Origin of the sequence: Algoriphagus kandeliae (assembly GCF_004571135.1) — a bacterium.
Lineage (GTDB): Bacteria > Bacteroidota > Bacteroidia > Cytophagales > Cyclobacteriaceae > Algoriphagus > Algoriphagus kandeliae.
Genome location: NZ_SPSB01000006.1, coordinates 70,487 through 93,757, shown reverse-complemented (window position 1 = coordinate 93,757; position 23,271 = coordinate 70,487). Strand labels below are relative to the sequence as shown.

At 41.1% G+C, this 23,271-nt stretch carries 20 protein-coding genes, 4 tRNA genes and 1 rRNA gene; 11 read left to right on the top strand and 14 right to left on the bottom strand.

What is annotated here, in order from left to right:
* The 6 genes from E4S40_RS16890 to rpmH all read right to left on the bottom strand — a co-directional run.
* Nucleotides 1–118: ribosomal RNA gene (locus E4S40_RS16890) — 16S ribosomal RNA — on the bottom strand; the annotation flags it as partial.
* A 351-nt stretch (nucleotides 119–469) separates the two neighbouring features.
* A complete protein-coding gene (locus E4S40_RS16885) occupies nucleotides 470–979 on the bottom strand; it encodes a DUF2480 family protein (protein ID WP_135077069.1) in 510 nt (169 codons plus the stop codon).
* On the bottom strand, nucleotides 976–1,662 hold the full coding sequence (gene tsaB / locus E4S40_RS16880) for a tRNA (adenosine(37)-N6)-threonylcarbamoyltransferase complex dimerization subunit type 1 TsaB (RefSeq protein WP_135077066.1): 687 nt from the start codon (nucleotides 1,660–1,662) through the stop codon (nucleotides 976–978). The genes E4S40_RS16885 and tsaB overlap by 4 nt, the downstream gene beginning before the upstream one ends.
* On the bottom strand, nucleotides 1,662–3,323 hold the full coding sequence (locus E4S40_RS16875; protein ID WP_135077063.1) for a S41 family peptidase: 1,662 nt from the start codon (nucleotides 3,321–3,323) through the stop codon (nucleotides 1,662–1,664). The genes tsaB and E4S40_RS16875 overlap by 1 nt, the downstream gene beginning before the upstream one ends.
* A complete protein-coding gene (gene rnpA, locus E4S40_RS16870; protein WP_135077056.1) occupies nucleotides 3,316–3,705 on the bottom strand; it encodes a ribonuclease P protein component in 390 nt (129 codons plus the stop codon). Before rnpA ends, E4S40_RS16875 begins: the two co-directional genes overlap by 8 nt.
* 45 nt (nucleotides 3,706–3,750) lie before the next feature.
* Nucleotides 3,751–3,909: a 50S ribosomal protein L34 gene (gene rpmH, locus E4S40_RS16865; protein ID WP_135077053.1), complete on the bottom strand. Its 159-nt coding sequence runs from the start codon at nucleotides 3,907–3,909 to the stop codon at nucleotides 3,751–3,753.
* Nucleotides 3,910–4,045: 136 nt separating this feature from the next.
* On the opposite strand from rpmH, the gene E4S40_RS16860 reads away from it, so the two are divergent.
* Entirely contained in the window at nucleotides 4,046–5,674 is a 1,629-nt protein-coding gene (locus tag E4S40_RS16860; RefSeq protein WP_135077050.1) for a M61 family metallopeptidase, read from the top strand.
* Between the two features lie 62 nt (nucleotides 5,675–5,736).
* Here the strand turns inward: E4S40_RS16860 and E4S40_RS16855 are convergent, their stop codons facing one another.
* From E4S40_RS16855 to E4S40_RS16840, 4 genes are read right to left on the bottom strand one after another with little or no spacing between them, the layout of a single operon-like run.
* Nucleotides 5,737–6,294 (bottom strand): gluconate 2-dehydrogenase subunit 3 family protein, encoded by a 558-nt coding sequence (locus E4S40_RS16855; protein ID WP_135077084.1) that lies wholly within the window; start codon nucleotides 6,292–6,294, stop codon nucleotides 5,737–5,739.
* A gap of 18 nt (nucleotides 6,295–6,312) precedes the next feature.
* Nucleotides 6,313–7,992: a GMC oxidoreductase gene (locus E4S40_RS16850; protein WP_135077047.1), complete on the bottom strand. Its 1,680-nt coding sequence runs from the start codon at nucleotides 7,990–7,992 to the stop codon at nucleotides 6,313–6,315.
* 25 nt (nucleotides 7,993–8,017) lie between these two features.
* Entirely contained in the window at nucleotides 8,018–8,896 is an 879-nt protein-coding gene (locus E4S40_RS16845) for a hydroxypyruvate isomerase family protein (RefSeq protein WP_135077044.1), read from the bottom strand.
* The gene (locus E4S40_RS16840; protein ID WP_135077041.1) at nucleotides 8,893–10,128 is read right to left on the bottom strand and encodes a nucleoside permease; all 1,236 of its coding nucleotides are present in this window, start codon (nucleotides 10,126–10,128) and stop codon (nucleotides 8,893–8,895) included. The genes E4S40_RS16845 and E4S40_RS16840 overlap by 4 nt, the downstream gene beginning before the upstream one ends.
* Nucleotides 10,129–10,349: 221 nt before the next feature.
* Between E4S40_RS16840 and E4S40_RS16835 the strand changes: the two genes are divergently transcribed.
* From E4S40_RS16835 to E4S40_RS16820, 4 genes are read left to right on the top strand one after another with little or no spacing between them, the layout of a single operon-like run.
* Nucleotides 10,350–11,519 carry a Gfo/Idh/MocA family protein gene (locus tag E4S40_RS16835; protein ID WP_135077038.1) on the top strand — a complete coding sequence of 390 codons (1,170 nt, stop codon included), beginning with the start codon at nucleotides 10,350–10,352 and terminating at the stop codon, nucleotides 11,517–11,519.
* A 31-nt stretch (nucleotides 11,520–11,550) separates the two neighbouring features.
* On the top strand, nucleotides 11,551–12,603 hold the full coding sequence (locus E4S40_RS16830) for a sugar phosphate isomerase/epimerase family protein (protein WP_135077035.1): 1,053 nt from the start codon (nucleotides 11,551–11,553) through the stop codon (nucleotides 12,601–12,603).
* Nucleotides 12,604–12,623: 20 nt separating this feature from the next.
* Nucleotides 12,624–13,052, top strand: a complete 429-nt coding sequence (locus tag E4S40_RS16825; protein WP_135077032.1) for a c-type cytochrome — start codon at nucleotides 12,624–12,626, stop codon at nucleotides 13,050–13,052.
* A gap of 4 nt (nucleotides 13,053–13,056) precedes the next feature.
* Nucleotides 13,057–13,806, top strand: a complete 750-nt coding sequence (locus E4S40_RS16820) for a 3-keto-disaccharide hydrolase (protein ID WP_135077029.1) — start codon at nucleotides 13,057–13,059, stop codon at nucleotides 13,804–13,806.
* Nucleotides 13,807–13,896: 90 nt separating this feature from the next.
* Here E4S40_RS16820 and E4S40_RS16815 read toward each other — a convergent pair whose 3' ends face one another.
* Complete coding sequence (locus E4S40_RS16815) at nucleotides 13,897–14,622, bottom strand: tetratricopeptide repeat protein (protein ID WP_135077025.1); 726 nt, start codon at nucleotides 14,620–14,622, stop codon at nucleotides 13,897–13,899.
* A gap of 121 nt (nucleotides 14,623–14,743) precedes the next feature.
* On the opposite strand from E4S40_RS16815, the gene E4S40_RS16810 reads away from it, so the two are divergent.
* The 5 genes from E4S40_RS16810 (at nucleotide 14,744) to E4S40_RS16790 (ending at nucleotide 18,042) form a co-directional block, all read left to right on the top strand.
* Nucleotides 14,744–14,816 (top strand) — tRNA-Lys (locus E4S40_RS16810).
* A gap of 152 nt (nucleotides 14,817–14,968) precedes the next feature.
* Nucleotides 14,969–15,043 (top strand) — tRNA-Pro (locus E4S40_RS16805).
* Nucleotides 15,044–15,054: 11 nt separating this feature from the next.
* Nucleotides 15,055–15,128, top strand: a tRNA-Arg gene (locus E4S40_RS16800).
* 40 nt (nucleotides 15,129–15,168) lie between these two features.
* Nucleotides 15,169–15,241: transfer RNA gene (locus E4S40_RS16795), tRNA-Lys, on the top strand.
* 242 nt (nucleotides 15,242–15,483) lie between these two features.
* Nucleotides 15,484–18,042 (top strand): M1 family metallopeptidase, encoded by a 2,559-nt coding sequence (locus tag E4S40_RS16790; RefSeq protein WP_135077022.1) that lies wholly within the window; start codon nucleotides 15,484–15,486, stop codon nucleotides 18,040–18,042.
* Between the two features lie 4 nt (nucleotides 18,043–18,046).
* Here E4S40_RS16790 and E4S40_RS16785 read toward each other — a convergent pair whose 3' ends face one another.
* Together E4S40_RS16785 and gap are read right to left on the bottom strand one after the other, a co-directional pair.
* Nucleotides 18,047–18,655 (bottom strand): LON peptidase substrate-binding domain-containing protein, encoded by a 609-nt coding sequence (locus E4S40_RS16785; protein WP_237563216.1) that lies wholly within the window; start codon nucleotides 18,653–18,655, stop codon nucleotides 18,047–18,049.
* 102 nt (nucleotides 18,656–18,757) lie between these two features.
* A complete protein-coding gene (gene gap / locus E4S40_RS16780; protein WP_135077019.1) occupies nucleotides 18,758–19,762 on the bottom strand; it encodes a type I glyceraldehyde-3-phosphate dehydrogenase in 1,005 nt (334 codons plus the stop codon).
* 255 nt (nucleotides 19,763–20,017) lie between these two features.
* On the opposite strand from gap, the gene E4S40_RS16775 reads away from it, so the two are divergent.
* Nucleotides 20,018–20,890 carry a S1 family peptidase gene (locus tag E4S40_RS16775; RefSeq protein ID WP_135077016.1) on the top strand — a complete coding sequence of 291 codons (873 nt, stop codon included), beginning with the start codon at nucleotides 20,018–20,020 and terminating at the stop codon, nucleotides 20,888–20,890.
* A gap of 50 nt (nucleotides 20,891–20,940) precedes the next feature.
* Here E4S40_RS16775 and E4S40_RS16770 read toward each other — a convergent pair whose 3' ends face one another.
* Nucleotides 20,941–23,172 (bottom strand): NADP-dependent isocitrate dehydrogenase, encoded by a 2,232-nt coding sequence (locus E4S40_RS16770; RefSeq protein ID WP_135077013.1) that lies wholly within the window; start codon nucleotides 23,170–23,172, stop codon nucleotides 20,941–20,943.
* Nucleotides 23,173–23,271: the final 99 nt, after the last annotated feature.

The following is a 23,271-nucleotide window of genomic DNA, read 5'->3' as shown; positions in this document are numbered from 1 at the left end:
CGTGTTACGCACCCGTGCGCCACTCTCAGGTTCACCGAAGTAAACCCTACCGTTCGACTTGCATGTATTAGGCCTGCCGCTAGCGTTCATCCTGAGCCAGGATCAAACTCTCCATTGTATATTGACTATAATTTCCGATTCTTTACTATTTAAAATAGTAGAATTCGGCCTGTCTAGATCTCAGGTTATTTGCCTTACAACACTTCAAAGAACATTTCTCTTGACATTTTCAAGAGGTAGTGAGAAGCACCCTTCCCAAAAGCGACTGCAAATATCGATGAATATTTTTAACTGACAAAACATCGAATTCAAAATTTGCAGATTTTTCTGAAAAAATTTTTCAAGCTTTCTTCCGCTGAGACTTTTTCTCAAATGGGAGTGCAAACATAGCGCAGATCTGGAGAAAACACAAGACCCGAAGACGCAAAAAATTGAAATAATTTTTAAAAAATTTCCTTCTTTCTAATTATCAGTTCTTTGGCTTTTTGAAAAGCGGAACTGTACTACAAGGCTCACCAAACATTAATGATTTTACCACTGGCTGAAGTTTCTCCACCAGCTTCCCATAAGCATAAAAAGGGATTTCAACCGAACTGCAACCTTTAACCACAACCGGTCTGTCTTTAAAATTTTCCTGCTCCAAAGAATCAACCACTCGATCTACAATAAGCTGCTCTAAAGATTCTAAATCTCCTACTACAAAACCTAAAACCACTGGCTGAAGATATGTAGCTACTAGCATATAGGCCCAAGTAGGAATAATCGCATCCACACTACAATAAATAGCCACCCACTTTCCACGATATTTTTCCCAATCATACTCCTTTAAAGATTGTCTGAAATCCTTCTCCCTCAAGACCAATCCCTGAAACAAAAAATCCTGCAAATCAAATAGTACACGCTCCTCCTTTGGATAGAATTCCTCAAGGTTTAAAGAAACCAATGAACTTTGGGCTACTCTATTGATAATTTCACTCATAAGGCAAAAGGATTTTTCTTACTCTTCAAAAGCCGAAACTCCTTTAAATAATTCGGAGTAAAATAAGCCACATCTTCAAAATCTTCTTTTTGATATTTTCCCCAAGCAATTTCTCCTACCGAACTTGCATTTGGAAATACATCCAAAAAGATGGCTCGAGAACTCGTGATCACCTCTTTAGCTTTTTGATTGGCATTCCCTACGAAAAACAACTCTGTCCTGCTTATCCAAGAAGAAAACGAATTCTCATCTAAGATTTCCGCAGCAATAGGTTCCAAAACTTCTCCGGATGGACCAAAAACCTCTCGAAAAACTTCCATTCGCCTCGCATCCAACATGGATACGACAATTGCGTTTGGATTCTGTCTCCATGCTTGAACAGCCATAGCTTGTAGTGTATCCACAGAAATCAAAGGTATTTCCAAGGCAAATGCCAATCCCTTGGCAGTGGATGCCCCGATTCTCAAACCTGTATAGGAACCTGGACCCCCCGAAACCGCAACCGCGCTTAAATCCTTTAGTTGATATCCCCCCTCTTTCATTACGTCCTCGATTAACTGCGGAAGCATTTTAGAATGAGCTCCTTCTTCTTGGATTGTTTGCTCAGAGAGCAATACTCCTTCTTTGTGTAAAGCTACCGAGCAGATATCGGTACTGGTTTCCAAGGAAAGGATTAAGGCCATTATTCAGACTTTGCCGTTAGGATTGACTGGATATTTCTCGGTTCTGCTAAAAGCTCCTTCGCTTTTTCAACCACGGCATCCTTTTGAAGACCTGCCTGAATCATTCCTTCTTGGAAATAATATCTTGACACAATTTCTTCACGAAGGACTTTTTCAATCTCCTCTTTATAATTGATCAGGTCTTGTTCCTTACTATGCATGATTCTAGCTTCAAGTGCCTCAACTTGTCCTTTTATCTCATCATAATAAGGAGTCTGCTCTGCCAATTTTTTCATATCCTCCACCGACTTTTCTAAATAAGTGGTGTAATCGTAATCCCTATCGGACAACCAAGCCACAAACTTATTGTACTCTGAATCTGCTAAATCAAATTCTTCTATCTCTCCGATGTCATTATGCTGATAAAAGAATTCGGTAGCATAATCAAATACATGATTTCCCGCTACCAAACTGTAAGTAATTGGGGCATACTTTGGAGCAGGGATAGTCTCATCAGGTTCAATTCCCGCCCCATCCAAAACAGTCCGACCGTTTTGGGTTTTAAATTCCTTGCGTAAAGAATCTGGTACTGAATAAATCTCTCCCTCTTCACGGCTTAAGGCATAATCAATGGCCTGAATACATCTCCCGCTCGGGATATAATATTTAGCAGTGGTCACTTTCATCTGTGCATTGTAAGTCAAAGGGATGGTAGTCTGAACCAAACCTTTACCAAAAGACTTCCTACCCACTAAAACCGCCCGATCATAATCTTGCAAGGCTCCAGCAACAATCTCAGATGCCGAGGCACTTCGCTCATTAATCAAAACCACTAAAGGGATATGCTTATCAACAGGAGTCTTGGTTGTTTTATATGTATGATTTACACTTTCAATTTTCCCGATGGTTTTGACTACCTCTTTTCCTTTCGGTACAAAAAGATTCACAATTTCTACCGCCTCAGAAAGCAATCCTCCTGGATTATCACGAAGATCTAAAACAAGTTTATCGATTCCTTGTGCCTTAAGATTCACCAGGGCATTACGAACTTCCGAAGAAGCATTGGTTGTAAAATCAGAAAGTTTGATGTAGCCGGTTTTCTCATCAAGTTTCCCATAGTATGGCACATTCTTCAGGGAAATTTTCTTACGAACCAATTCAAAGCTTAAAGTATCCTTATCTCGGAGCACTTTTACCTTAACAGGCGTATTTTCTGGGCCTTTCAATAATTCCGAAACTTGGGAGGTGTTTTTACCAACCACGTCAGTGGTATCAACCATCAATATTTTATCTGCGATTTTGAGTCCGGCATTTTGTGCAGGAAAACCAGTATAGGGCATTAAAATCATACTCCCTTCACCTCGTGAACCAATCAATGCCCCAATTCCACCATACTCCCCGGTCGTCATCAGTCTGAATTCATCGGATTCTTCTTCTGGAATGTACTCAGTGTAGGGATCCAATTCTTCAAGCATAGCCTGAATCCCAACCCCAACCAATTGATCAGGATCGATTTCATCTACATAGTAAGAATCCAATTCTCTTACTAGTGTCGCGAAAATGTCTATGTTCTTAGCGATCTGGAAAAGCCGATCGTTTTTTACAGAAAAAGCTACTGTGGCAGTCAAAAGAAAGGCTACAGCCAAAACTGGGATCCACCGTGACTTATTTATTCTATTCATGTGATTGATTTTTTACCTCTGACTCAATTCTTTCAAGAACTTTCTTGGTCTTTTCTTCTAGGGACTTAAAATCCATAGCCTCGGAAGAGACATAAAGTAAACCAATAAATAATTGTCTTGAAGAATTTGAAAGCAAATGTTTGTTAATCCGATATGCTTCCCGCATTCTACGCTTCATCAAATTCCTTCCTGTTGCTTTTTTGATTTTCCTCTTTGAAACAGAGAACAGAACTTGATTTGGATTTGAAGTATGCGACTCCCCTTCCTTTACCAGATACAAGACCTTGAAGGGGTATAAAAAAAAAGAGGAACCTTCGTCAAAAAGTTCCTTGATAGATTTTTGGCTGTAAAGCCTTTCAGTTTTCGGAAGTCTGAAATTCATTGCAAGGAATCAAATCACATGCAACATACAAATTCTAGACAAGAATTATTTCTTCAGAGTTTTTTCAGAAGAAACGGTCAATTTCTTTCTTCCTTTAGCTCTTCTGGCCTTCAATACTCTTCTACCATTGGCAGTAGACATTCTTTCTCTGAAGCCGTGCTTGTTCTTTCTTTTTCTTCTGGAAGGCTGAAATGTTCTTTTCATGATCGAATATCTTTATATTATTGCTTTCTATTGGGTCTTTCTGGACTTACCCTCCAAAAAGGACTGCAAAGATATGCAGCCAAATCCGAATTACAAAAAGTAGTGAAATAATTGTTTGAAACTAGCTGACTATTTGATGTTTCAATACCAAATCTCCTGTAAAAACCCCGCTTCGCAATATCTACAAATTCAGGTTAAAATCCCTGTTTCCTACCCAGGAAAGGTTAAGCTACAGCTTCCAATCTGGCGAGCCGGACGCTATTTCCCTTCGAATTACGCACAGTTTGTTCGAAATTTTTCCGTTCGATTTGAGAATGAATCGATGCCTTTTTTCAAAAAAAACAAATCCCTATGGGCAATCGAAGTTGAAAAAAGCGGGACGTACGAGGTTTTCTATGAGTTCTTTGCCGGGACCATGGATGCGGGTTCTGCTTGGGTAGACGATCAACAGATCTACCTCAACCTAGTGAATTGCTGTATGGAAATTTCAGGAACTCGACACTTCTCTTATGAGTTCCAGTTCAAACTCCCCTATCCTATTCGAGTCTGCACCCTCCCTGAAAAAAGAGAGCGAACTTATTTTGCAAATAACTTTCAAGAGGTAGCTGACTCCACCTTATTAGCGAGCAAGGATGTTATCCATTGGAAGTTTGCGGTGGACGATTACACTTTTCATTGCTGGATTCATGGAGCTATTCATTTTGAAAAGCAAGAATTCCTGGATGCTTTGAAAAGAATTGCTATCTCTCAGATTAAAGACTTTGGAGTGTTTCCGGAGCTTGAATACCATTTTCTTTTCCAGCTTCTTCCTTATCAACACTATCACGGAGTTGAGCATAAAAGAGGAACAGTCATCACCTATGGTCCTGCAGAAAAGCTCAAGCAGAAAAAGCATCTTATGGAATTATTAGGAGTATCCAGCCATGAACTCTACCATGCTTGGAATGTGTGTAGAATTAGACCAAAAGATTTACTGCCCTATGATTTTTCTTCCGAAGACCACACAACAGCTGGATGGATTTTGGAAGGAATCACCTCTTATATGGGGGATTTATACCTTCTAAAGTCAGGCGTTGTTTCCATTCAAGACTTTGCGAAGAAGATTCAAAATACCATTCAGCGCGTTTCAGAGGATTTTGGATGGAGAAATTCCAGCATCCTAGAATCTTCCTTTGACACATGGGTAGATGGATATCATGCAAGTGCTCCAGACCGGAAACAAAATATTTATGCCAATGGAGCTTTAATTGCTCTAGGCATAGACTTGATGCTTCTTGCAAATGGTTCCTCTTTGGCAGCAGTTATGCAAAAAGCTTGGATTCGTTTTGGGAAAAATAATCGAGGATACCACGAATCTTCTTTTTGGAATTTAATCTTATTGGAATTATCAACCGGTGTGGAAAATGACTTTTATACCACCTATATCTCAGGAAAAAATTCCATAATCCCATATCTAAAAGAAAATCTCCCCTCCTTGGGACTAAATCTAGAAGAGAGATTTGAAGATGATTTTCTACGGAACACCTTGGGTATAATTGTCAAAGATTCCGAAATCAAGAAAATCCATCCGGATAGCTTTGCCTACCAGGTATTAATGCTAGGTGATCAAATCAAATCAATAAACACCAATGGAACTCTGGACATTTATCGTCTGAACGGAGTCGACCATCATTTCAATATCAAAAAATCAGAGAATCAGTTTTTCCCCACTTACCATATCCAAGTTTCAAAAGCTACCCCTATCCGAGAGGCTTGGCTAGCATAAATCACCACAAACAAAAACACCTCTCAAATTGAGAGGTGTTTTTGTTAAAATATCTGACCTGTTTAAATAGCGTAAGCTTTGTCGCCAGGTTTCAGGTCAATACATCCATCATATCTTCCTGGCACCTCCACATAATTTAAAGCTTGGGTAGCACCAATTTCAGAGGAAAAGTAACCCAAAACAGTCAAGTCCCGAAGCATATTGATTACCTGAGGCTCTCGTTGAGAAGAAGATTTATATTGCTCATATAAATCATTCAGATAGGCTAATCTATCCTCAGCACTTGCTTCCACAAAATCTGCACCTTTTGATGCTTTGAACTCTTTGCGAATCATATTCAAACCATCTACAAATGCTTTTTGCTGGGATTCATCATAGGTATCTTTTACCATCATAACCATAAAGGCACCAATTCCAGCAGCTTTTGCTCCAGGCGTATCGGTTTCAGGAATGATAGTATCCCCTAATTCATCCAAGAAAGCAATATCGTCAGGGCTGAAATTGAGCCCTTCAATTTGATTTTCAGGGGCACATCCGGTCAGGATAGCAGTTGCTCCGACCATAGTTCCGCCCATCATGAGCACTACACTTTTGAGTGCTTCTCTTCTATTCATATTCATGGTTTCTTTTTTCAACGGTTAGAGATTTTGTCTTTTCATTTCCTCCACAGCGAAATTGGCTGCACGAGCAGTCAAGGCCATGTAGGTTAAAGATGGGTTTTGTGCAGCTGCAGATGTCATACAAGCTCCATCTGTAACAAATACGTTTTTCGCATCCCAAACTTGGTTATTACCATTCAAAACCGAAGTTTTTGGATCACGACCCATTCTAGCTGTACCCATTTCGTGGATGCCTTGCCCGAAAGTATATCCAGCATCATAGGTCTGAATATCTTTAAATCCGGCAACTTCCAGCATTTCAGCAGCATCAGTCATCATATCCTTCCGCATATTAAGCTCATTCTCCTTGATCTCAGCGTTCATGACCAAAGCTTCCATTCCCCACTTATCTTTAACCGTATCACTCAAGCGAATGTGATTGTCATGATAAGGAAGAATTTCACCGAATGCAGTGAAACCAATGCTCCATGGCCCTGGCTTAGTAAGTGCCTCTTTCATCGGAGCACCAAAGTTCAATTCAGCCACATCACGGTTCCAACCGCTTCTACTTGCACCTCCTTGATATCCAAATCCACGTAAGTAATCCCGCTTTTCTCCATTTAGATTTCTGAATCGAGGAATATACAATCCAGTAGGTCTTCTACCGAAATAATACTTATCCTCATATCCTTCGATCGTTCCTCTTGCTCCAAGTCTAAAGTGGTGATCCATGACGTTATGTCCCAGCTCTCCAGAACTTGAACCCAAACCTCCAGGCCAGATATCAGTGGCTGTACGCATCAAAATAGCCGTAGAGTTGAAAGCAGAAGCACAAAGGAAAATGATTCGAGCATCATATTCGATAGTCTGATTAGTCTCAGCATCCAAAACCTCTACCCCAGTAGCTTTCTGCGTGTCTTTATCATAAATCAATCTACGAACGATAGACCATGGACGAAGTGTCAAATTTCCTGTAGCCACCGCAGCAGGCAAGGTCGAAGCTTGCGTACTGAAGTATCCTCCAAATGGACAACCTAGCGAACACTTATTTCGATATTGACATCCAACTCGTCCAGGAAGTGGTTGGGTGATATTGGCAGGTCTACCCATAATCCAATTACGGGCACCTTTGTAATGGTTTTTGATCCTTTCCACTGCATCTTTTTCAACACAGTTCATTGGCATAGGAGGCATAAATTCACCATCAGGAAGAATATCTAATCCATCTCTGTTTCCAGAAATCCCAGCGAATTTTTCCACATACGAATACCAAGGTGCTAAATCCTTGTATCGAATTGGCCAATCTACAGCAATCCCCTCTTTCGCGTTAGCTTCAAAATCAACATCGGCCCATCGATAGGACTGTCTTCCCCAAAGAAGCGAACGACCTCCTACCTGATAGCCTCTAAACCATGTAAATGGTTTTTCCTCAACATATGGCGAATCAGACTCATGTGCCCACCAATCCAAATTCAACTCATTCAACACATAATCCCTTCGCAAATTAGGATGGTTTTCAAGCATTTCTTGAGTTCTTCGTCCTCTATGAGGAACCTCCCATGGGGGGAGTGTTGCAGTCTTGTAATCTTTGACGTGCTCGACGTTTGGTCCCCGCTCCAAGAGCAATACTTTCAGCCCCTTTTCTGTCAACTCTTTAGCAGCCCATCCGCCGCTAATTCCTGACCCAACTACAATCGCATCATACTTCTCGTTTGCCATAAATATGGTTTTTGGTTATTTAGTATTAAACATCACAAACTTCTATTGCCTGCTGCAAAGCAGCAATTTTATCTTCTTGTTTGGGAACAAATTCATGTGAAACAAATCCCTTATACCCTGTTTCTACAATCGCTTTCATGATGGCCGGATAATAAATCTCTTGTTCATCATCCAATTCATGCCTTCCCGGATTTCCTGCAGTATGATAATGCCCAAAGTACTGGTGATTGTTTTTGATCGTGCGAATAATATCTCCTTCATCAATTTGCATATGGTAGATATCAAAAAGCAATTTGAAGTTTTCACTACCGATTCGCTTGCAAAGTTCAATTCCCCAAGGGGACTTATCACACATATAATCTTTATGGTCTACCTTACTGTTGAGCAATTCCATCTGAATAACAACCCCATGCTTTTCAGCTAAGGGTAGAATTCGCTTCAATCCCGCTTCACAATTCTTCAGACCCGTTTCATCATCCATTCCTCTTCGGTTTCCTGAAAAAGCTATCAAATTGGTGTAGCCATTCTTAGCTACAATAGGAATTACCTCCTCATAATTTTTCACCAATTGATCATGAAATTGAGGGTCATTCCAGCCATCTGCGATGGAAATTTCAGCTCCATTAGACATGGAGCAATGCAGTCCATACTTCTGTAAAGTGGGATAAGCATCAGGCCCAACGATATCAACACCTTGAACCCCCAACTTTTTGGCTCCAATACAAAGCTCTTCCAAAGAAAGTGGGCGCATGGACCATAAGCATACTCCATGTTTGATATTACCTTTTAGAGAGGGAGCTTTCTTTTCCTCAAAGTCAAAGGAACTGAGTGTTCCAAGAGCAGCTCCTCCCAACAAAACTTTCTTGAAGGACTCTCTTCGGCCGGGGTTGATAGGTTTGGTCATGATGGGTTATTTGGGGTTTTAATTTCTTCTTTTTTGAAAAAGGATGTGAAAAATAGTAAAACGATCACGGAAATACCAGCTGGAATCAACCAAATTGACTGCCAGTCGTGCATTCGGTCGCCTATTAAGAAATTATTGGAAATTTGGCCTGCTGCCCAAAATCCAATCAACATCCCTACTCCATAAGTGGCCAAGGTAATAAGTCCCTGTGCGGAAGATTTGAATTTTTCACCTGCATGTGCGTCGGTATAAATCTGTCCACTTACAAAGAAAAAATCATAACAAATTCCATGGAGCGCAATTCCTACCAGCAAGAGCCAAACTCCTTCATTAGCATCTCCGAAGGCAAAAAACACATAGCGAACTGCCCATGCAAGCATGGCGACAATCAAGGTCTTCTTAATCCCAAATCTCGAAAAGAAGATCGGCAAGGCGAGCATAAACAGAACCTCTGAAATCTGCCCGATAGTCATTTTCCCTGTGGAATTCTCTACTCCAATCTCAGTCAAAAACGGACTGGCATTTTGGTAATAAAATGCCAAGGGGATACAGATTAATACTGAACTCAAAAAGAAAATCGCATAGTTTTTATTTTTCAGCAAGGCAAGTGCATCCAGCCCTAATAACTCTGAAAGTTTGACTTTTTCGCTGCTTTTGGCTTTGGGAGGAGTCGCTGGAAGTGTAAAACTGAAAACCCCCAAGATCAAAGACATTATGGCCGCCATCAACCAGGTATTTTCCAACAAGCCATTAGACAACCCTTCCTGACTATCCCAGGCAAAAGAACTGATCAAAATACCTGCTGCAATCCAACCTATGGTGCCCCAAACCCTTACTGTGGAAAATTCCTTTGCAGGATCTTTCATTTGATTGAATGAAATGGAATTTACCAAGGCCAGGGTTGGCATGAATAAAATCATATATGCCAGAAGAATAGGAAAGAAGGCTGAAAAATCGCTGCTTGTGTATAGTAAATACATTAACCCAGCCCCAACCAAATGAATTACACCCAATATTCGCTGGGCATGAAAGTATCGATCGGCAATTAGTCCAACCAAAAAAGGAGCTATGATGGCACCCAGTGATTGAGTAGAAAATGCCAAAGAAATCTCTTGGTCTTTTGCAGCCAAATTCGCACCCAAAAAAGTCCCCATTGTCACATACCAAGATCCCCAAACGAAGAATTCCAAAAACATCATTAAGGAAAGTCGAATGCGGATTAATAAGCTCATGAGAATCGGAGTGGATAAAAAAGATTTAAAATTTAGAATTCGGTGAATTTACCGTATTTTAAGCAAGTCAGTTGAATTTGTGAAATTAGGCCAAAAATTATTTTAGCAAAGCCATTCATAACGGGATGTTACACTTGATCAAGAAAATCGAATTACGAATCTTGAAAATGGCTTTTTTTGACTGAATCATCTATTTTCAATCCAAAATAACCTAAAGACCTATGTCGACAAACAAGAAACTCAAAATCGGTCTCGTGGGAGGAGGTCCGGGTTCATTTATCGGTGCTATTCACCTGAATGGAGCCTTGATGGACGGACTTTTCGAACTTGCTGCGGGGGCATTTTCGTCCAACCCTGAGAAATCAAAACAACGAGGGGAAGAACTCATGCTTGACCCATCCCGGGTATATTCAAGCTACGATGAGATGTTTGAAAAAGAACTTCAACTCCCGGAATCAGAGCGTATCGATGTAGTAGTAATTGTAACCCCAAATAATGTCCATTTTGATCCGACCGCCAAAGCAATCCGAGCCGGGTTCCATGTGGTTTTGGACAAGCCTTTGACGCTGAATTATCAAGAGGCCAAAGAACTCTACCATATCGTAAAAAATAGCGATCGGAAATTCTTACTTACCCACACTTACAGTGGGTACCCGATGATCAAGCAAGCCAAGCAGATGATCGCTGAAGGGCAGCTAGGGAAAATCCATAAAGTCTATGTGGAATATCCACAAGGATGGCTTTACAAACTCCTTGAAAACGAAAACAACAAGCAAGCTGAATGGAGAACTGATCCCAAGCGAAATGGATTGGCGGGGTGTATGGGTGATATCGGAACACACGCCTTTCATCTAGCCGAATATGTTTCAGGACTCCAAGTAGAAAAAGTATGTGCCGACCTTTACATCAAAGTAGAGGGCCGTCCAATTGATGATGATGGAGTGGTATTGATGAGATTTAATAATGGCGCCTCCGGAGTCTTGATGGCATCCCAAACTGATACAGGGCTAGAAAACAATTTGAAAATTCGAGTATTTGGAGATAAAGGTGGAATCGAATGGCAGCAGGAAGACAATAATTCCTTGATCGTCCGCTTCCCTGGTCAGCCTGCGCAAATTTTCAGAGCCGGAACTGGGTATCTTGGTTCTCTTGCACAGGAAAACACCCGGACACCAGCTGGTCACCCAGAAGGATATGTTGAGGCCTTTGCCAATTTGTATCGAAATTTTGCTCGCTGCATTTATGCTGAGCGCGCAGGAGAAACACCAAAACCAGAATGGGAAGATTATCCTGGCATCGAAGATGGCATCAGAGGCATGGCCTTTATCGACCATGTATTGCGAAGTACTGAAACTGATTACAAATGGACTCCATTTATTGTGGAGAAGTAATTAACTATTAAACCTAAAATTCAATCCAACCATGAAAACTATTAAAGGACCTGCCATATTCCTGGCTCAGTTTGCAGATGATAAAGAGCCTTTCAACAACCTGAAAAACATCTGCCATTACATGGCTGATTTAGGCTATAAAGGTGTTCAGATTCCTTCTTGGGATTCACGAATGATCGATCTTCAAAAAGCTGCAGAAAGCAAAGATTACGCAGACGAAATTGCTGGAACTGTTGAAGAAGCTGGATTAGTCATCACAGAGCTTTCCACCCATTTACAGGGCCAATTGGTGGCAGTTCATCCAGCATACAATGAACTGTTTGATGGATTTGCTCCAGCCTCTATGGCAGGTGATTTAAAAGCCAAAAGCGAGTGGGCTACCCAGCAGTTGAAATACGCTGCAAAAGCTTCTCATAACTTAGGGTTAAATGCACATGCCACCTTCTCCGGAGCTTTGATGTGGCACACAGTTTACCCTTGGCCTCAAAGACCAGCCGGTTTAGTGGATACCGGATTTACTGAATTAGCGAAAAGATGGACTCCTATTTTGGATGAATTTGACAAATACGGAGTGGACGTTTGCTATGAATTACACCCAGGAGAAGACTTGCACGATGGGATTACTTTTGAAATGTTCTTGGAGAAAGTAAACAACCACAAGAGAGCCAATATCTTGTATGATCCAAGTCACTTCGTCCTACAATGTTTGGATTACCTGCAGTTTATCGACTTTTATCATGAGCGGATCAAAATGTTCCACGTAAAAGACGCTGAATTCAATCCAACCGGGAAACAAGGTGTCTATGGAGGTTTCCAAGGCTGGGTAGACCGCGCAGGAAGATTCAGATCATTAGGAGACGGCCAAGTTGATTTTGGCGGAATTTTTAGCAAACTTTCGCAATACGATTACGATGGCTGGGCAGTCTTGGAATGGGAGTGCGCTATCAAGCACCCAGAACAAGGAGCTGCAGAAGGCGCTCCATTCATTCAGTCTCATATTATTAGGGTGACTGAAAAAGCATTTGATGACTTCGCCGGTACAGGTGCTGATGAAGCCTTCAACAAAAAAATCTTAGGAATCTAATTATCATCAATCTAAAATCCATGAAAATCAAAAATCAAATTAGCCTCAGCCTATTGGCGCTTGCCGGTGTAACTTTTGCTTGTGGAGGCGGCGGATCCACTTCTAGTGAATCCACTTCCGAACAAACAGTAAGTGCTCCTGCACCAGCAAAAGAGGTGAGCTTAGAAGAAAAATATCAGGACGACCCTATTTACATCAAGGGACTTGAAAAAGTAAAAGGTTCTGATTGTCAATCCTGCCATATGGTTGAGCGAAAAATCGTAGGACCTTCTTATGCAGAAGTGGCGGCTAAATATGAAAACACAGAAGAAAATGTAGAGATGCTAGCTGCAAAAGTGATTGCAGGAGGAGTTGGTGTTTGGGGTGAAGTTCCTATGCCTGCCCATCCTGGACTAAGCGAGGAAGATGCTAAGGACATGGTCCGATATGTATTACTGCTTAAAAAATAAAACCATGCTTAAATTCAGATATGTTATTGGAGGCCTAGCTATCTTGATGGCAGGAGCTTGTTCAGGACCTAAAACTGAAACAGCAGAAGAAACCGAAACACAGATGGAAACCACTACGGAACCAGAAAGTGAGTGGATTTCTCTTTTCGATGGACAAACCTTTAACGGATGGCATAAATACGGTGGAGGTAAGGTAGGAAATGCCTGGAAAATTGAAAATGGAGAACTTTACCTTGATGCTGCTAATAAAGATGGATGGCAAACTGGTGACGGTGGTGACATCGTAACTGATCAAGAGTTTGAAAACTTCCATTTCCAAGCTGAGTGGAAAATTGCTCCGAATGGAAATAGCGGGATTATCTTCTTTGTCAATGAATCACCTGAATATGATTATTGCTGGCAAACCGGCCCAGAAATGCAGGTACTTGACAATGATGGTCATCCAGATGCTCAAATCATAAGCCATCGTGCTGGCGACTTATATGATCTTATCGTGAGTAGCGAAGAGACGGTTAAGCCTGTTGGAGAGTGGAACCTGGCCGAAATCATTGCTGATAACGGGAATCTAACCCTCCGATTGAATGGTGTTGATGTAGTAAAAACTACCATGTGGACTCCAGAGTGGGAAGCTTTAATTGCGGACAGCAAATTCAAGGATATGCCTGGATTCGGAAAATTCAAAAAGGGAAAAATCGCCCTTCAGGACCATGGAGATATAGTTTACTATAGAAACATCCGTATCAAAGAACTATAAAAAGAAAAATCCTTCCTGAATCAGTTGACAGCTGAAATCTCAGCTTCAACCCAATTTGGGAAGGATTTTTTATGTCTTTTCGAAACTTTATTACATCCTGGTAACCTGATCTTTTCGAATATAAGCTACCCGATTTTTCCATTCGATTTCATACCAAATATCCTTGGATGAACGGATCTTTAGGCGATGTCCAGGTTCTATTTGTTCCAATAAATCCCCGCCAGCAGTCGGCTTCGAAACGATGTAAGAAGGACTGTGTGTCACCAATCCTGACCGAGGCTCCACCAGAAAATTATTGACTAAAAAAATCACGAACACCAAGGAGACAACTGGCCAATAGCTGGTGGAAGTATTTTTCTTCCATTTGGTCCAGATAGTCATTCCCAATGAAATCAACAAAAGGGCTGAAAGTACAAGCAAAATTGGTTCCTTATACTCCACCAAAAAAAGAATAAATCGATCCCTGTCACTCACCTCATATCCACTAAGGGAAGTCTGACCTGTCAAGTTCTTAATCTTCTCTATGATTTGTGGATTTGGATTGAGATCATAGTACTTACCCAGGTAAAGTGTAGCCTGTTCTTTGTCTCCCATACCCTCAGCAATAAAGGCCATTTTTAAAAGCATGGCGGGCGAAAAGAGGCCATTCTGGTAATTTGGCACGTAAATCTCCATCGCTTCTTTATAGCTTCTGTTCTCAAAAAGAGAATCTGCTTTAATAAGATCATTTGCAAAGACTTGATTACAAGTAACTTGCAAAAGGAAAATAAAAAACAATGAAACTTTTACCAGAAAGATTGACTTGTCGTTTTGCATTTAAAATCCAGAGTCATAAATTTGCAGTCCAATTACGGCAATGATCTACCAAAAAGCAAGGTAAGGAGCTCTATTTGACAAGTTTTCACAAGGAATTTCAGCGATGAAATTCAAACAATCTGATTCCGTAGCTCAGCTGGTAGAGCATAACACTTTTAATGTTAGGGTCCTGGGTTCGAGCCCCAGCGGGATCACATAGAATCTCAAAGGAAAATCAGGCGAGAAGCCTGTCCCGATGAATGAAATAATATCGGGAAGCCCCAGCGGGATCACATAGAATCACCAATAACGATTGGGTATTCAAACAGGAAAATTTCCTGAATCAACATTGAGGAGTTAAAAAGTTCGGGGTGTAGCGTAGCCCGGTTATCGCGCCACATTTGGGATGTGGAGGTCGCAAGTTCGAATCTTGCCACCCCGACTTATTTTCCAGGTCCTGTAGCTCAACTGGATAGAGCAACTGCCTTCTAAGCAGTAGGTTTCAGGTTCGAGTCCTGACAGGATCACTTTATGAGCGGAGTCAATCCGCTTTTTATTTGGTAGTCTGATTCCGTAGCTCAGCTGGTAGAGCATAACACTTTTAATGTTAGGGTCCTGGGTTCGAGCCCCAGCGGGATCACATAAAGCAGGTCAATCGGCCTGCTTTTTTGTTTTCAGGAAATAATAGTCAACCACATTCGGGGCGAGAAGCCTGTCCCGATGACACGAAGCGAAGCAAGTGGATATCGTCCCGAAAAAGATCGGGACCAGCGGGATCACATAAAGCAGGTCAATCGGCCTACTTTTTTGTTTTTAAAGGTTTGGACTTCATTCTGAAAAAATTCCTCTTGCTATTCAAATGCTTTTTCATAAGGTTTCGGAATGAAAAACATCCTACCTATTCTTTGCTTGACTTTGATCTTGTTCAGTTGTTCCAAAACTGTTTCTGATGATCATTTTTATGATCCGGGTATTTCAAAAGAACTTGCCGATTACCGAAGTCAGCAGATTAATAAGATCCATTACCAATTAGAATTTTCTATTCCTGAAAAGAAAGAAGAACCTATTCCCGCCAGTTTGATTCTTGATCTTGTTCTTTCGGATCTTCAACATCCCTTGATTTTAGATTTCAATGAGTCTTCGGATAAAGTAAAAACCTTGAAGGTGAATGGAAATTCAGCAGATATCCTTTATGAAAAGGAGCATTTAATAATTTCGAATGACTACCTAAAAAAGGGACAAAATCAAATTGAGATTGAATTCATTGCAGGTGATTTGTCCCTGAATAGGAATGATGAGTTTCTCTATACCTTATTAGTACCCGATCGGGCTAGTACACTTTTTCCTTGTTTTGACCAACCAAATCTAAAAGCGAATTACACGCTGAAAATCTCCGCTCCAAAGGACTGGAAAGTTTTGGCTGGAGCACCTTTGATACAGAAGACGGAGAATGGAGACTTTTCTATTCATGAGTTTGCGAAGTCTGACTTGATGAGCACTTATTTGTTTTCCTTTGTTGCGGGCAAATTTGAAGAAGCTAGCTCTACAGATGGATTTTCCTTACACATGCTTTATCGGGAAACCAATGAAGAAAAAATAAAGGTTAGTATTCCTGAGATTTTCAGACTTCATCAGCAATCGGTTTCATTTTTGGAAGATTACACAGATTATAAATTCCCATTTCAAAAGCTTGATTTTGCAACTATTCCGATTTTCCAATATGGCGGTATGGAGCATGTCGGCGCTATTCAATATCGAGAGGGAACTTTGTTTTTAGACCCCAACGCCACAGATTCGGAGTTACTGAGCCGGGCAAAGTTGATTGGACATGAAACGGCTCACATGTGGTTTGGGGATTTGGTCACCATGAAATGGTTTAATGATGTCTGGATGAAAGAGGTTTTTGCCAATTTCATGGCTGGGAAAATCGCAAATCCGGCTTTTCCTGAAATTAACCATGACTTGCTTTTCTTGACCTCTTTGTATCCTGGTGCCTATGCCGAGGATCGAACCAAAGGCACCAATCCAATTCGTCAGAATCTCTCAAATCTTAAGAATGCAGGATCGCTTTATGGAGGAATCATCTACAACAAAGCTCCGATCATGATGCGACAGTTGGAGACTTTGATGGGTGAAGAAGCTTTCAGAAAAGGAATTCAGGCTTATATCAAAAATTTTGCAAATGGAAATGCAGAATGGAATGACCTAGTACAATTACTCGATCAGCAAACACCCGAAGATCTGATGGCTTGGAGTGAGGTTTGGGTAAATCAGTCAAGCAGACCAATATTTTCGCAAGAATTAAAGCTGGATGAGGCAGGAAAAATCGAATCGCTTATCATTTCTCAAAAGGCTGAAGACGGAAGCGATAAAGTCTGGCCTCAACTTTTTGAAGTGACCTTGGTCTATGAAGACGGAGATAAAGTGATTCCTTTATCGGTGAAAAGCCGTTCAACTGAGATTCAAGAGGCAAAAGGATTGACCAAGCCTTTGGCAATCCTCTATAACAGCGATGGGTTAGGATATGGTGTATTTCCGATGGATGAAGCCTATTTAGATCAAATCCCAAGTATCGAAAATGAAGTCAGTCGCGCAAGTGCTTATCTTAATCTTTTTGAGAATACCCTGAATGGAGGTGTTAAGCCATCAAAAAATCTTGAAGTAATTCGGGCCGGTTTGATGCAGGAAAATAACGAGATCATCCTTCGGTTGATAGCTGGACAGGCAAGTACGCTATTCTGGACATTTTTGAGTGAAGAATCAAGACTGATGCAAGCCGAAAAGATGGAAGCCTTGATTTGGGAAAGGTTAAATCAGGACCTCATACCAAACGTAAAGAAGTCCCTCTATAATCTCTACAGCGGAATAGCTTTTACGAAAGAAGGACAAAGCAAACTCTATAAAATCTGGAATAAGGACCTAGTTATTCAAAACTTGAATTTGAGTCCAGATAATTTCACCAGTCTGGCAATGAACCTAGCACTTTTTGGACATCCAAAATCAGAGGAGATATTGGACCAAGAAAGATCCCGAATTACTAATTCTGATCGTTTGGCAAGATTTGATTTTCTAAGACCAGCTCTTTCAGGCAAAACGGAAGATAGGGATGCGTTATTTTTATCTTTTCAAGATGCTCAGAATCGAGAAAAAGAATCTTGGGTCCTTGCTGCCTGTGATTTCATTCATCATCCATTAAGGCAAAAAGAAAGTATTAAGCATGTTCCCCTTGCATTGGAACTGATGGAAGAGATTCAGCGAACAGGAGATATTTTCTTTCCTAAAGGTTGGGCTTCCAATATAGTCGGGCAATACAATTCTCCTGAAGCCGAACAAATGGTTCGGGATTTTCTCGATTCACGACCAGATTTCAATCCTGTTTTAAAGAACAAAATCCTTCAAGCAACAGACAACTTGAGTAGAGCACAAAAGATCTTGGAATAAGCCGCTAGAAATCCAAGGGATCCAAGTTTTTAAAATGACCATTTTGCTTAATGATCTCCTTGGCACGCTCAATATTCTTGATTACCGGAATGATACGCTTAAAGTGCTTTATCAAATATTCCATCCGCTTACCTTCCTCTGGAATTTGGAGTAATTCAAGCTCCTCCTCCACTTTTAACCCAATTTTGTGGGCATAGGTAAAGGAACTGGTATGTTCAGGTTTTATTTCTTCCGGGAAATGCAATAAGTACAATAACTCCTTCAGGTAAAAAAGAAACTCATGATTTTGCACCGCCGTGGCAACAGGGGAGTTTTCTAAAAATTCAACTTCTCCCCCTGCATATAATTTGCCTTTCATGGGATTTTCAAATGTTAGGATTCGGAAGGCGCGCATTCCTTTTGTTTTGATATCTAGCCTTCCATCCGGGTAGCGTTTATAAACCTTATCTAAAACTACCTCTGTTCCAAAGCCTGTCAACTTATCCAAATATGTGCAAATCCCAAAGCTGAGTTTTCCTTCCTCCACATCTGCCAACAATTGCCGGTATCGAGGTTCGAAAATATGGAGATTGAGTTGCTCTCCGGGAAAAACAACCAATTTCAAAGGAAACATAGGAAGGTACATACCCATCACATAAGAAGAACCCTATTCGGGAAACATTGATTCCTTTAATTTAAGGAAATAAAAAAGCTCCGTTTCCGGAGCTTTCTAAAATTATTTATTGGCGATGTATGCCAACAGGTCAAGGACCTTATTGGAATATCCCCATTCATTATCATACCACGAAACAACCTTCACGAAGGTATCAGAAAGTTGGATTCCTGCTCCCGCATCGAAGATGGAAGTGCGAGGATCACCCACAAAGTCATTGGAAACCACTGCATCTTCAGTGTATCCCAATACTCCTTTCATAGGTCCTTCTGCATATTCCTTCATTTTTGCACAGATTTCCTCATAGGTAGCCGGCTTTTTCAATCGAACGGTCAAATCAACCACAGAAACATCAGGAGTTGGCACTCGGAATGCCATACCTGTCAATTTACCATTCAATTCAGGAATTACTTTTCCTACTGCTTTTGCTGCACCAGTTGAGGATGGAATGATGTTTTGTCCTGCACCACGTCCACCTCTCCAGTCCTTAGCTGAAGGACCATCTACTGTCTTCTGAGTAGCAGTAGTAGCATGCACAGTGGTCATCAGACCTTCTTCAATTCCCCAGTTGTCATGCAAAACCTTCGCGATAGGAGCAAGACAGTTGGTAGTACAAGAAGCATTAGACACGAAAGTCATATCTGGAGTGTATGCCTCCTCGTTTACCCCCATTACAAACATTGGAGTATCATCTTTTGAAGGAGCAGACATAATTACTTTTTTAGCTCCCGCGTCGATATGACCTTGTGCTTTCTCTTTGGTCAAAAATATACCAGTAGATTCGATGACATAGTCAGCTCCTACCTCACCCCATTTTAGATCAGCAGGATTTTTCTCAGCAGTTACTCGGATAGCTTTACCATTAACTATCAATTTTCCATCTTCTACTTCAACAGTCCCCTTGAAACGGCCGTGTGTAGAATCATACTTTAGCATGTAGGCAATGTAGTCCACATCGATCAGGTCATTGATAGCTACTACTTCGATATCATTTCGTTCTTGGGCTGCGCGAAAGGCAAGTCTTCCGATTCTTCCGAATCCGTTTATTCCGACTTTAATTTTGCTCATAATTTTATTGATTAACGTATAGGTTTGATTCTAAAAACTTCTTTTTCTGTCCCTTATTCGGTCAAAATGTTAGAATTTGGTTAAAGTTATTACAATTTTTTGGCTAGCCCAAACGAAAAGGCACTCGAGAAACCAGAACCAAGCTTAAGCCAATTTTCAATCGATTTCGGAAAAAACTTTTTTCAAGAAATTTCCTAAAAACTGATTTTTTGCCTTCTGAATCACTATTTTAAACCATCCACTACCATCAAAATCATGTTTGTAAAAGCCATTCAAGAAGTTGCCGGTTATACCCGAGCAATCCATTCCATATCCAGAAATTTTGGAGGGAAAAGCATCCAAAGGGGTTCGGCCACCTTATTTTTCGTCAATGAAGAGGGCTGGGCGCTCACCTGCCGCCATGTAGCACAATGGATTATGCAGGCTGACGCCATCAACAAAAACTACCGAGCCTTCTTGGATCAAAGTCCGGGGCTTAGTGGAAAGCAGCAAAATATTTTGGCAAAATCCCTCAACTTATCTCAAGACAAAGCCTGCGAAATGCGGATTACATTTGTGGATTGTGTGGATGAAATCAAAAACATCCGATTCGTCCTCCACCCCAATTATGATTTGGCTTTGATCAAATTTGAGGGATTCCACAAACATCATTTTCAAGGAAGAGCCAAGTTCTTGAAAGATGATCAATCTGCGCAACCTGGAGCTATGCTTTGTCGATTGGGATTTCCTTTCCCGGAATTCTCCAACTTCAAATACAACCCTGAAAAAAATTTGTTGGAATGGACCTCGCAAGGAGCTGCCCGGTCACCCCGATTCCCAATTGAAGGAATGCTTACCCGCTTTTTGGGTGATCCAAATGGAAAAATCTATGGGATCGAAATGAGTACTCCCGGATTACGAGGGCAAAGCGGCGGACCATTATTTGATACAGAAGGAAGAATTATCGGTATGCAAAGCCGGACCAAGCACCTTCATCTGGGATTTGATATTGAGGACAAAGAAATTATAGTCCATGGAAAAAGTAAAAAAATCAACGATTACGCTTTTATCCATTTGGGAGAATGCATTCATGTCAAGGTGATCAAGGAATTTCTAAATCAGCATCAAATCAGTTTTGATGAAGAATAAAAAAAAGCTGCGTTTTTCTACGCAGCTTTTACTTTCGCTATAATTTTCAATTATGCCAAATTGTTGATGATTTCATTGAAAAGATGACTTGGCCGCATGGCTTTTGCCGTTTTTTCAGCATTTGGTCTATAGTAACCTCCGATGTCAACTGAATGTCCTTGAGATCCATTTAACTCAGCTTCAATTGCATCTGCCTGACTCGATAAAGCAGCAGCTACCGGAGTGAATTTCTCTTTCAACTCAGCATTTTTATTCTGTGCTGCCAAAGCTTCGGCCCAGTACAATGCCAAATAAAAATGACTACCTCTATTGTCCAATTTACCAACCACGCGAGCTGGAGATTTGTCGTTTTCAAGCCATTTTCCGGTAGCCTGATCCAAGGTTTCTGCAAGCAACATGGCCCGCTCATTTCCATACATTCGACCTAAGTGCTCCAAGGAAACAGCCAATGCCAAAAACTCACCCAGGGAATCCCATCTCAAGTGTCCTTCCGTTACAAATTGCTCCACATGCTTTGGTGCAGAACCTCCGGCACCTGTTTCAAAAAGACCTCCACCATTCATCAAAGGAACGATGGAAAGCATTTTGGCACTAGTTCCTAATTCTAAAATCGGGAAAAGGTCGGTTAAGTAGTCACGAAGCACATTACCTGTTACCGAAATGGTATCCAACCCTTCTTTAATTCTAGCCAAAGAGAAATTGGTCGCCTCGACAGGATCCATAACATGAATTTCAACACCTTCTAAATCATGTTGAGGCAAGTATTCATTCACTTTTTTGATCAATTCGGCATCGTGAGCCCGCTCAGGATCCAACCAGAAAACAGCCGGAGTTTGAGATTGCTTAGCACGGGTAACAGCCAATTTCACCCAATCCTGAACTGGAGCATCCTTAGTCTGGCACATTCTCCAGATATCTCCTTGCTCTACTTCATGTGACATCAATACCTCACCAGCCTTATCCACTACCTTAACAGTGCCAGCAAAAGGAATTTCAAAGGTTTTATCATGAGAACCATATTCCTCCGCTTTTTGAGCCATCAAACCAACATTTGGCACAGAACCCATGGTTGCTGGATCAAATGCACCATGCTTCTTACAGAAGTCAATGGTTGCTTGGTAAACACCTGCATAGCTTCGGTCAGGAATTACCGCTAAGGTATCTTGTAGTTTACCGGCTTTATTCCACATTTTACCTGAACTTCTGATCATTGCCGGCATGGATGCATCAATAATCACATCAGAAGGCACGTGCAGATTTGTAATCCCTTTATCTGAATTCACCATTGCCAAATCGGGGCGTTCAGCGAAGCAGGTTTCGATATCTTGTAGGATAGCGGCTTTAGTAGTCTCGTCAAGTTTTTCGATCGCAGCAAGCACGTCCCCGAAACCGTTGTTTGGGTCTGCTCCTACGCTTTCCAATTCCTGCTGATACTTATCGAAAACAGGCTTAAAGAAAGCCTTTACCGCATGGCCAAAAATGATAGGATCAGACACCTTCATCATCGTTGCCTTCATGTGAATAGAGAACAAAACCCCATCCTCTTTAGCTTCTGCTATGGCTTTTTGAAAGAATTCACTCAAGGCAGAAATACTCATAGTGGAGGCATCGATGATCTCTCCTTTTTGTAGTTTCAAACCCTCCTTCAATACTTTTTTGCTTCCGTCTTTTCCTTCCAAAAGAATGCTTACCTCATCCTCCTGTGGAAGGGTACAGGATTGTTCGCTTCCGTAAAAATCTCCGGAAGACATACTCGCCACTTGCGTTTTGGATTCAGGGCTCCAAGCCCCCATGCTATGAGGATGCTTTCTAGCGTAAGCTTTTACAGCCTGCGGAGCTCTCCGATCAGAGTTTCCTTCTCTCAAAACCGGATTCACCGCAGAACCTTTGATTTTATCGTAAGTAGCCTTGATCGCTTTTTCTTCCTCCGTCTTTGGCTCTTCAGGATAATCCGGAAGCGCATAGCCTTTTCCTTGAAGTTCTTTGATTGCAGCCTTCAACTGAGGAACAGATGCGGAAATATTTGGCAGTTTGATAATATTTGCCTCTGGGGTTTTTGCTATTTGACCCAGTTCAGCCAATGCATCAGAGATTTGTTGCTCAGGTTTCAAATACTGCGGAAAGTTGGCAATTATTCTTCCTGATAAAGAAATATCTCTCGTTTCTACCTCAATACCAGCAGAGCTTGTAAAAGCCTGCACAATGGGTAAAAATGAATAAGTCGCTAAGGCTGGAGCCTCATCAGTTAGGGTGTAAAGAATTTTTGGAGTCGAATTACTCATGATTATCAAAACTGAAAATTGAAAGAAATCCTGTGGATCCAAACAAAGACACTAACCACAAAGAGCATGAAAATAGGTCTAAGAAGAAAAATGGAAAGA

What these genes read in the sequence shown, in the direction of transcription:
- E4S40_RS16885 (WP_135077069.1), bottom strand. Translation starts at nt 979, where the DNA reads ATGAGTGAAATTATCAATAGAGTAGCCCAAAGTTCATTGGTTTCTTTA.
- tsaB (WP_135077066.1), bottom strand. Translation starts at nt 1,662, where the DNA reads ATGGCCTTAATCCTTTCCTTGGAAACCAGTACCGATATCTGCTCGGTA.
- E4S40_RS16875 (WP_135077063.1), bottom strand. Translation starts at nt 3,323, where the DNA reads ATGAATAGAATAAATAAGTCACGGTGGATCCCAGTTTTGGCTGTAGCC.
- rnpA (WP_135077056.1), bottom strand. Translation starts at nt 3,705, where the DNA reads ATGAATTTCAGACTTCCGAAAACTGAAAGGCTTTACAGCCAAAAATCT.
- rpmH (WP_135077053.1), bottom strand. Translation starts at nt 3,909, where the DNA reads ATGAAAAGAACATTTCAGCCTTCCAGAAGAAAAAGAAAGAACAAGCAC.
- E4S40_RS16860 (WP_135077050.1), top strand. Translation starts at nt 4,046, where the DNA reads ATGTTTCAATACCAAATCTCCTGTAAAAACCCCGCTTCGCAATATCTA.
- E4S40_RS16855 (WP_135077084.1), bottom strand. Translation starts at nt 6,294, where the DNA reads ATGAATATGAATAGAAGAGAAGCACTCAAAAGTGTAGTGCTCATGATG.
- E4S40_RS16850 (WP_135077047.1), bottom strand. Translation starts at nt 7,992, where the DNA reads ATGGCAAACGAGAAGTATGATGCGATTGTAGTTGGGTCAGGAATTAGC.
- E4S40_RS16845 (WP_135077044.1), bottom strand. Translation starts at nt 8,896, where the DNA reads ATGACCAAACCTATCAACCCCGGCCGAAGAGAGTCCTTCAAGAAAGTT.
- E4S40_RS16840 (WP_135077041.1), bottom strand. Translation starts at nt 10,128, where the DNA reads ATGAGCTTATTAATCCGCATTCGACTTTCCTTAATGATGTTTTTGGAA.
- E4S40_RS16835 (WP_135077038.1), top strand. Translation starts at nt 10,350, where the DNA reads ATGTCGACAAACAAGAAACTCAAAATCGGTCTCGTGGGAGGAGGTCCG.
- E4S40_RS16830 (WP_135077035.1), top strand. Translation starts at nt 11,551, where the DNA reads ATGAAAACTATTAAAGGACCTGCCATATTCCTGGCTCAGTTTGCAGAT.
- E4S40_RS16825 (WP_135077032.1), top strand. Translation starts at nt 12,624, where the DNA reads ATGAAAATCAAAAATCAAATTAGCCTCAGCCTATTGGCGCTTGCCGGT.
- E4S40_RS16820 (WP_135077029.1), top strand. Translation starts at nt 13,057, where the DNA reads ATGCTTAAATTCAGATATGTTATTGGAGGCCTAGCTATCTTGATGGCA.
- E4S40_RS16815 (WP_135077025.1), bottom strand. Translation starts at nt 14,622, where the DNA reads ATGCAAAACGACAAGTCAATCTTTCTGGTAAAAGTTTCATTGTTTTTT.
- E4S40_RS16790 (WP_135077022.1), top strand. Translation starts at nt 15,484, where the DNA reads ATGAAAAACATCCTACCTATTCTTTGCTTGACTTTGATCTTGTTCAGT.
- E4S40_RS16785 (WP_237563216.1), bottom strand. Translation starts at nt 18,655, where the DNA reads ATGTTTCCTTTGAAATTGGTTGTTTTTCCCGGAGAGCAACTCAATCTC.
- gap (WP_135077019.1), bottom strand. Translation starts at nt 19,762, where the DNA reads ATGAGCAAAATTAAAGTCGGAATAAACGGATTCGGAAGAATCGGAAGA.
- E4S40_RS16775 (WP_135077016.1), top strand. Translation starts at nt 20,018, where the DNA reads ATGTTTGTAAAAGCCATTCAAGAAGTTGCCGGTTATACCCGAGCAATC.
- E4S40_RS16770 (WP_135077013.1), bottom strand. Translation starts at nt 23,172, where the DNA reads ATGAGTAATTCGACTCCAAAAATTCTTTACACCCTAACTGATGAGGCT.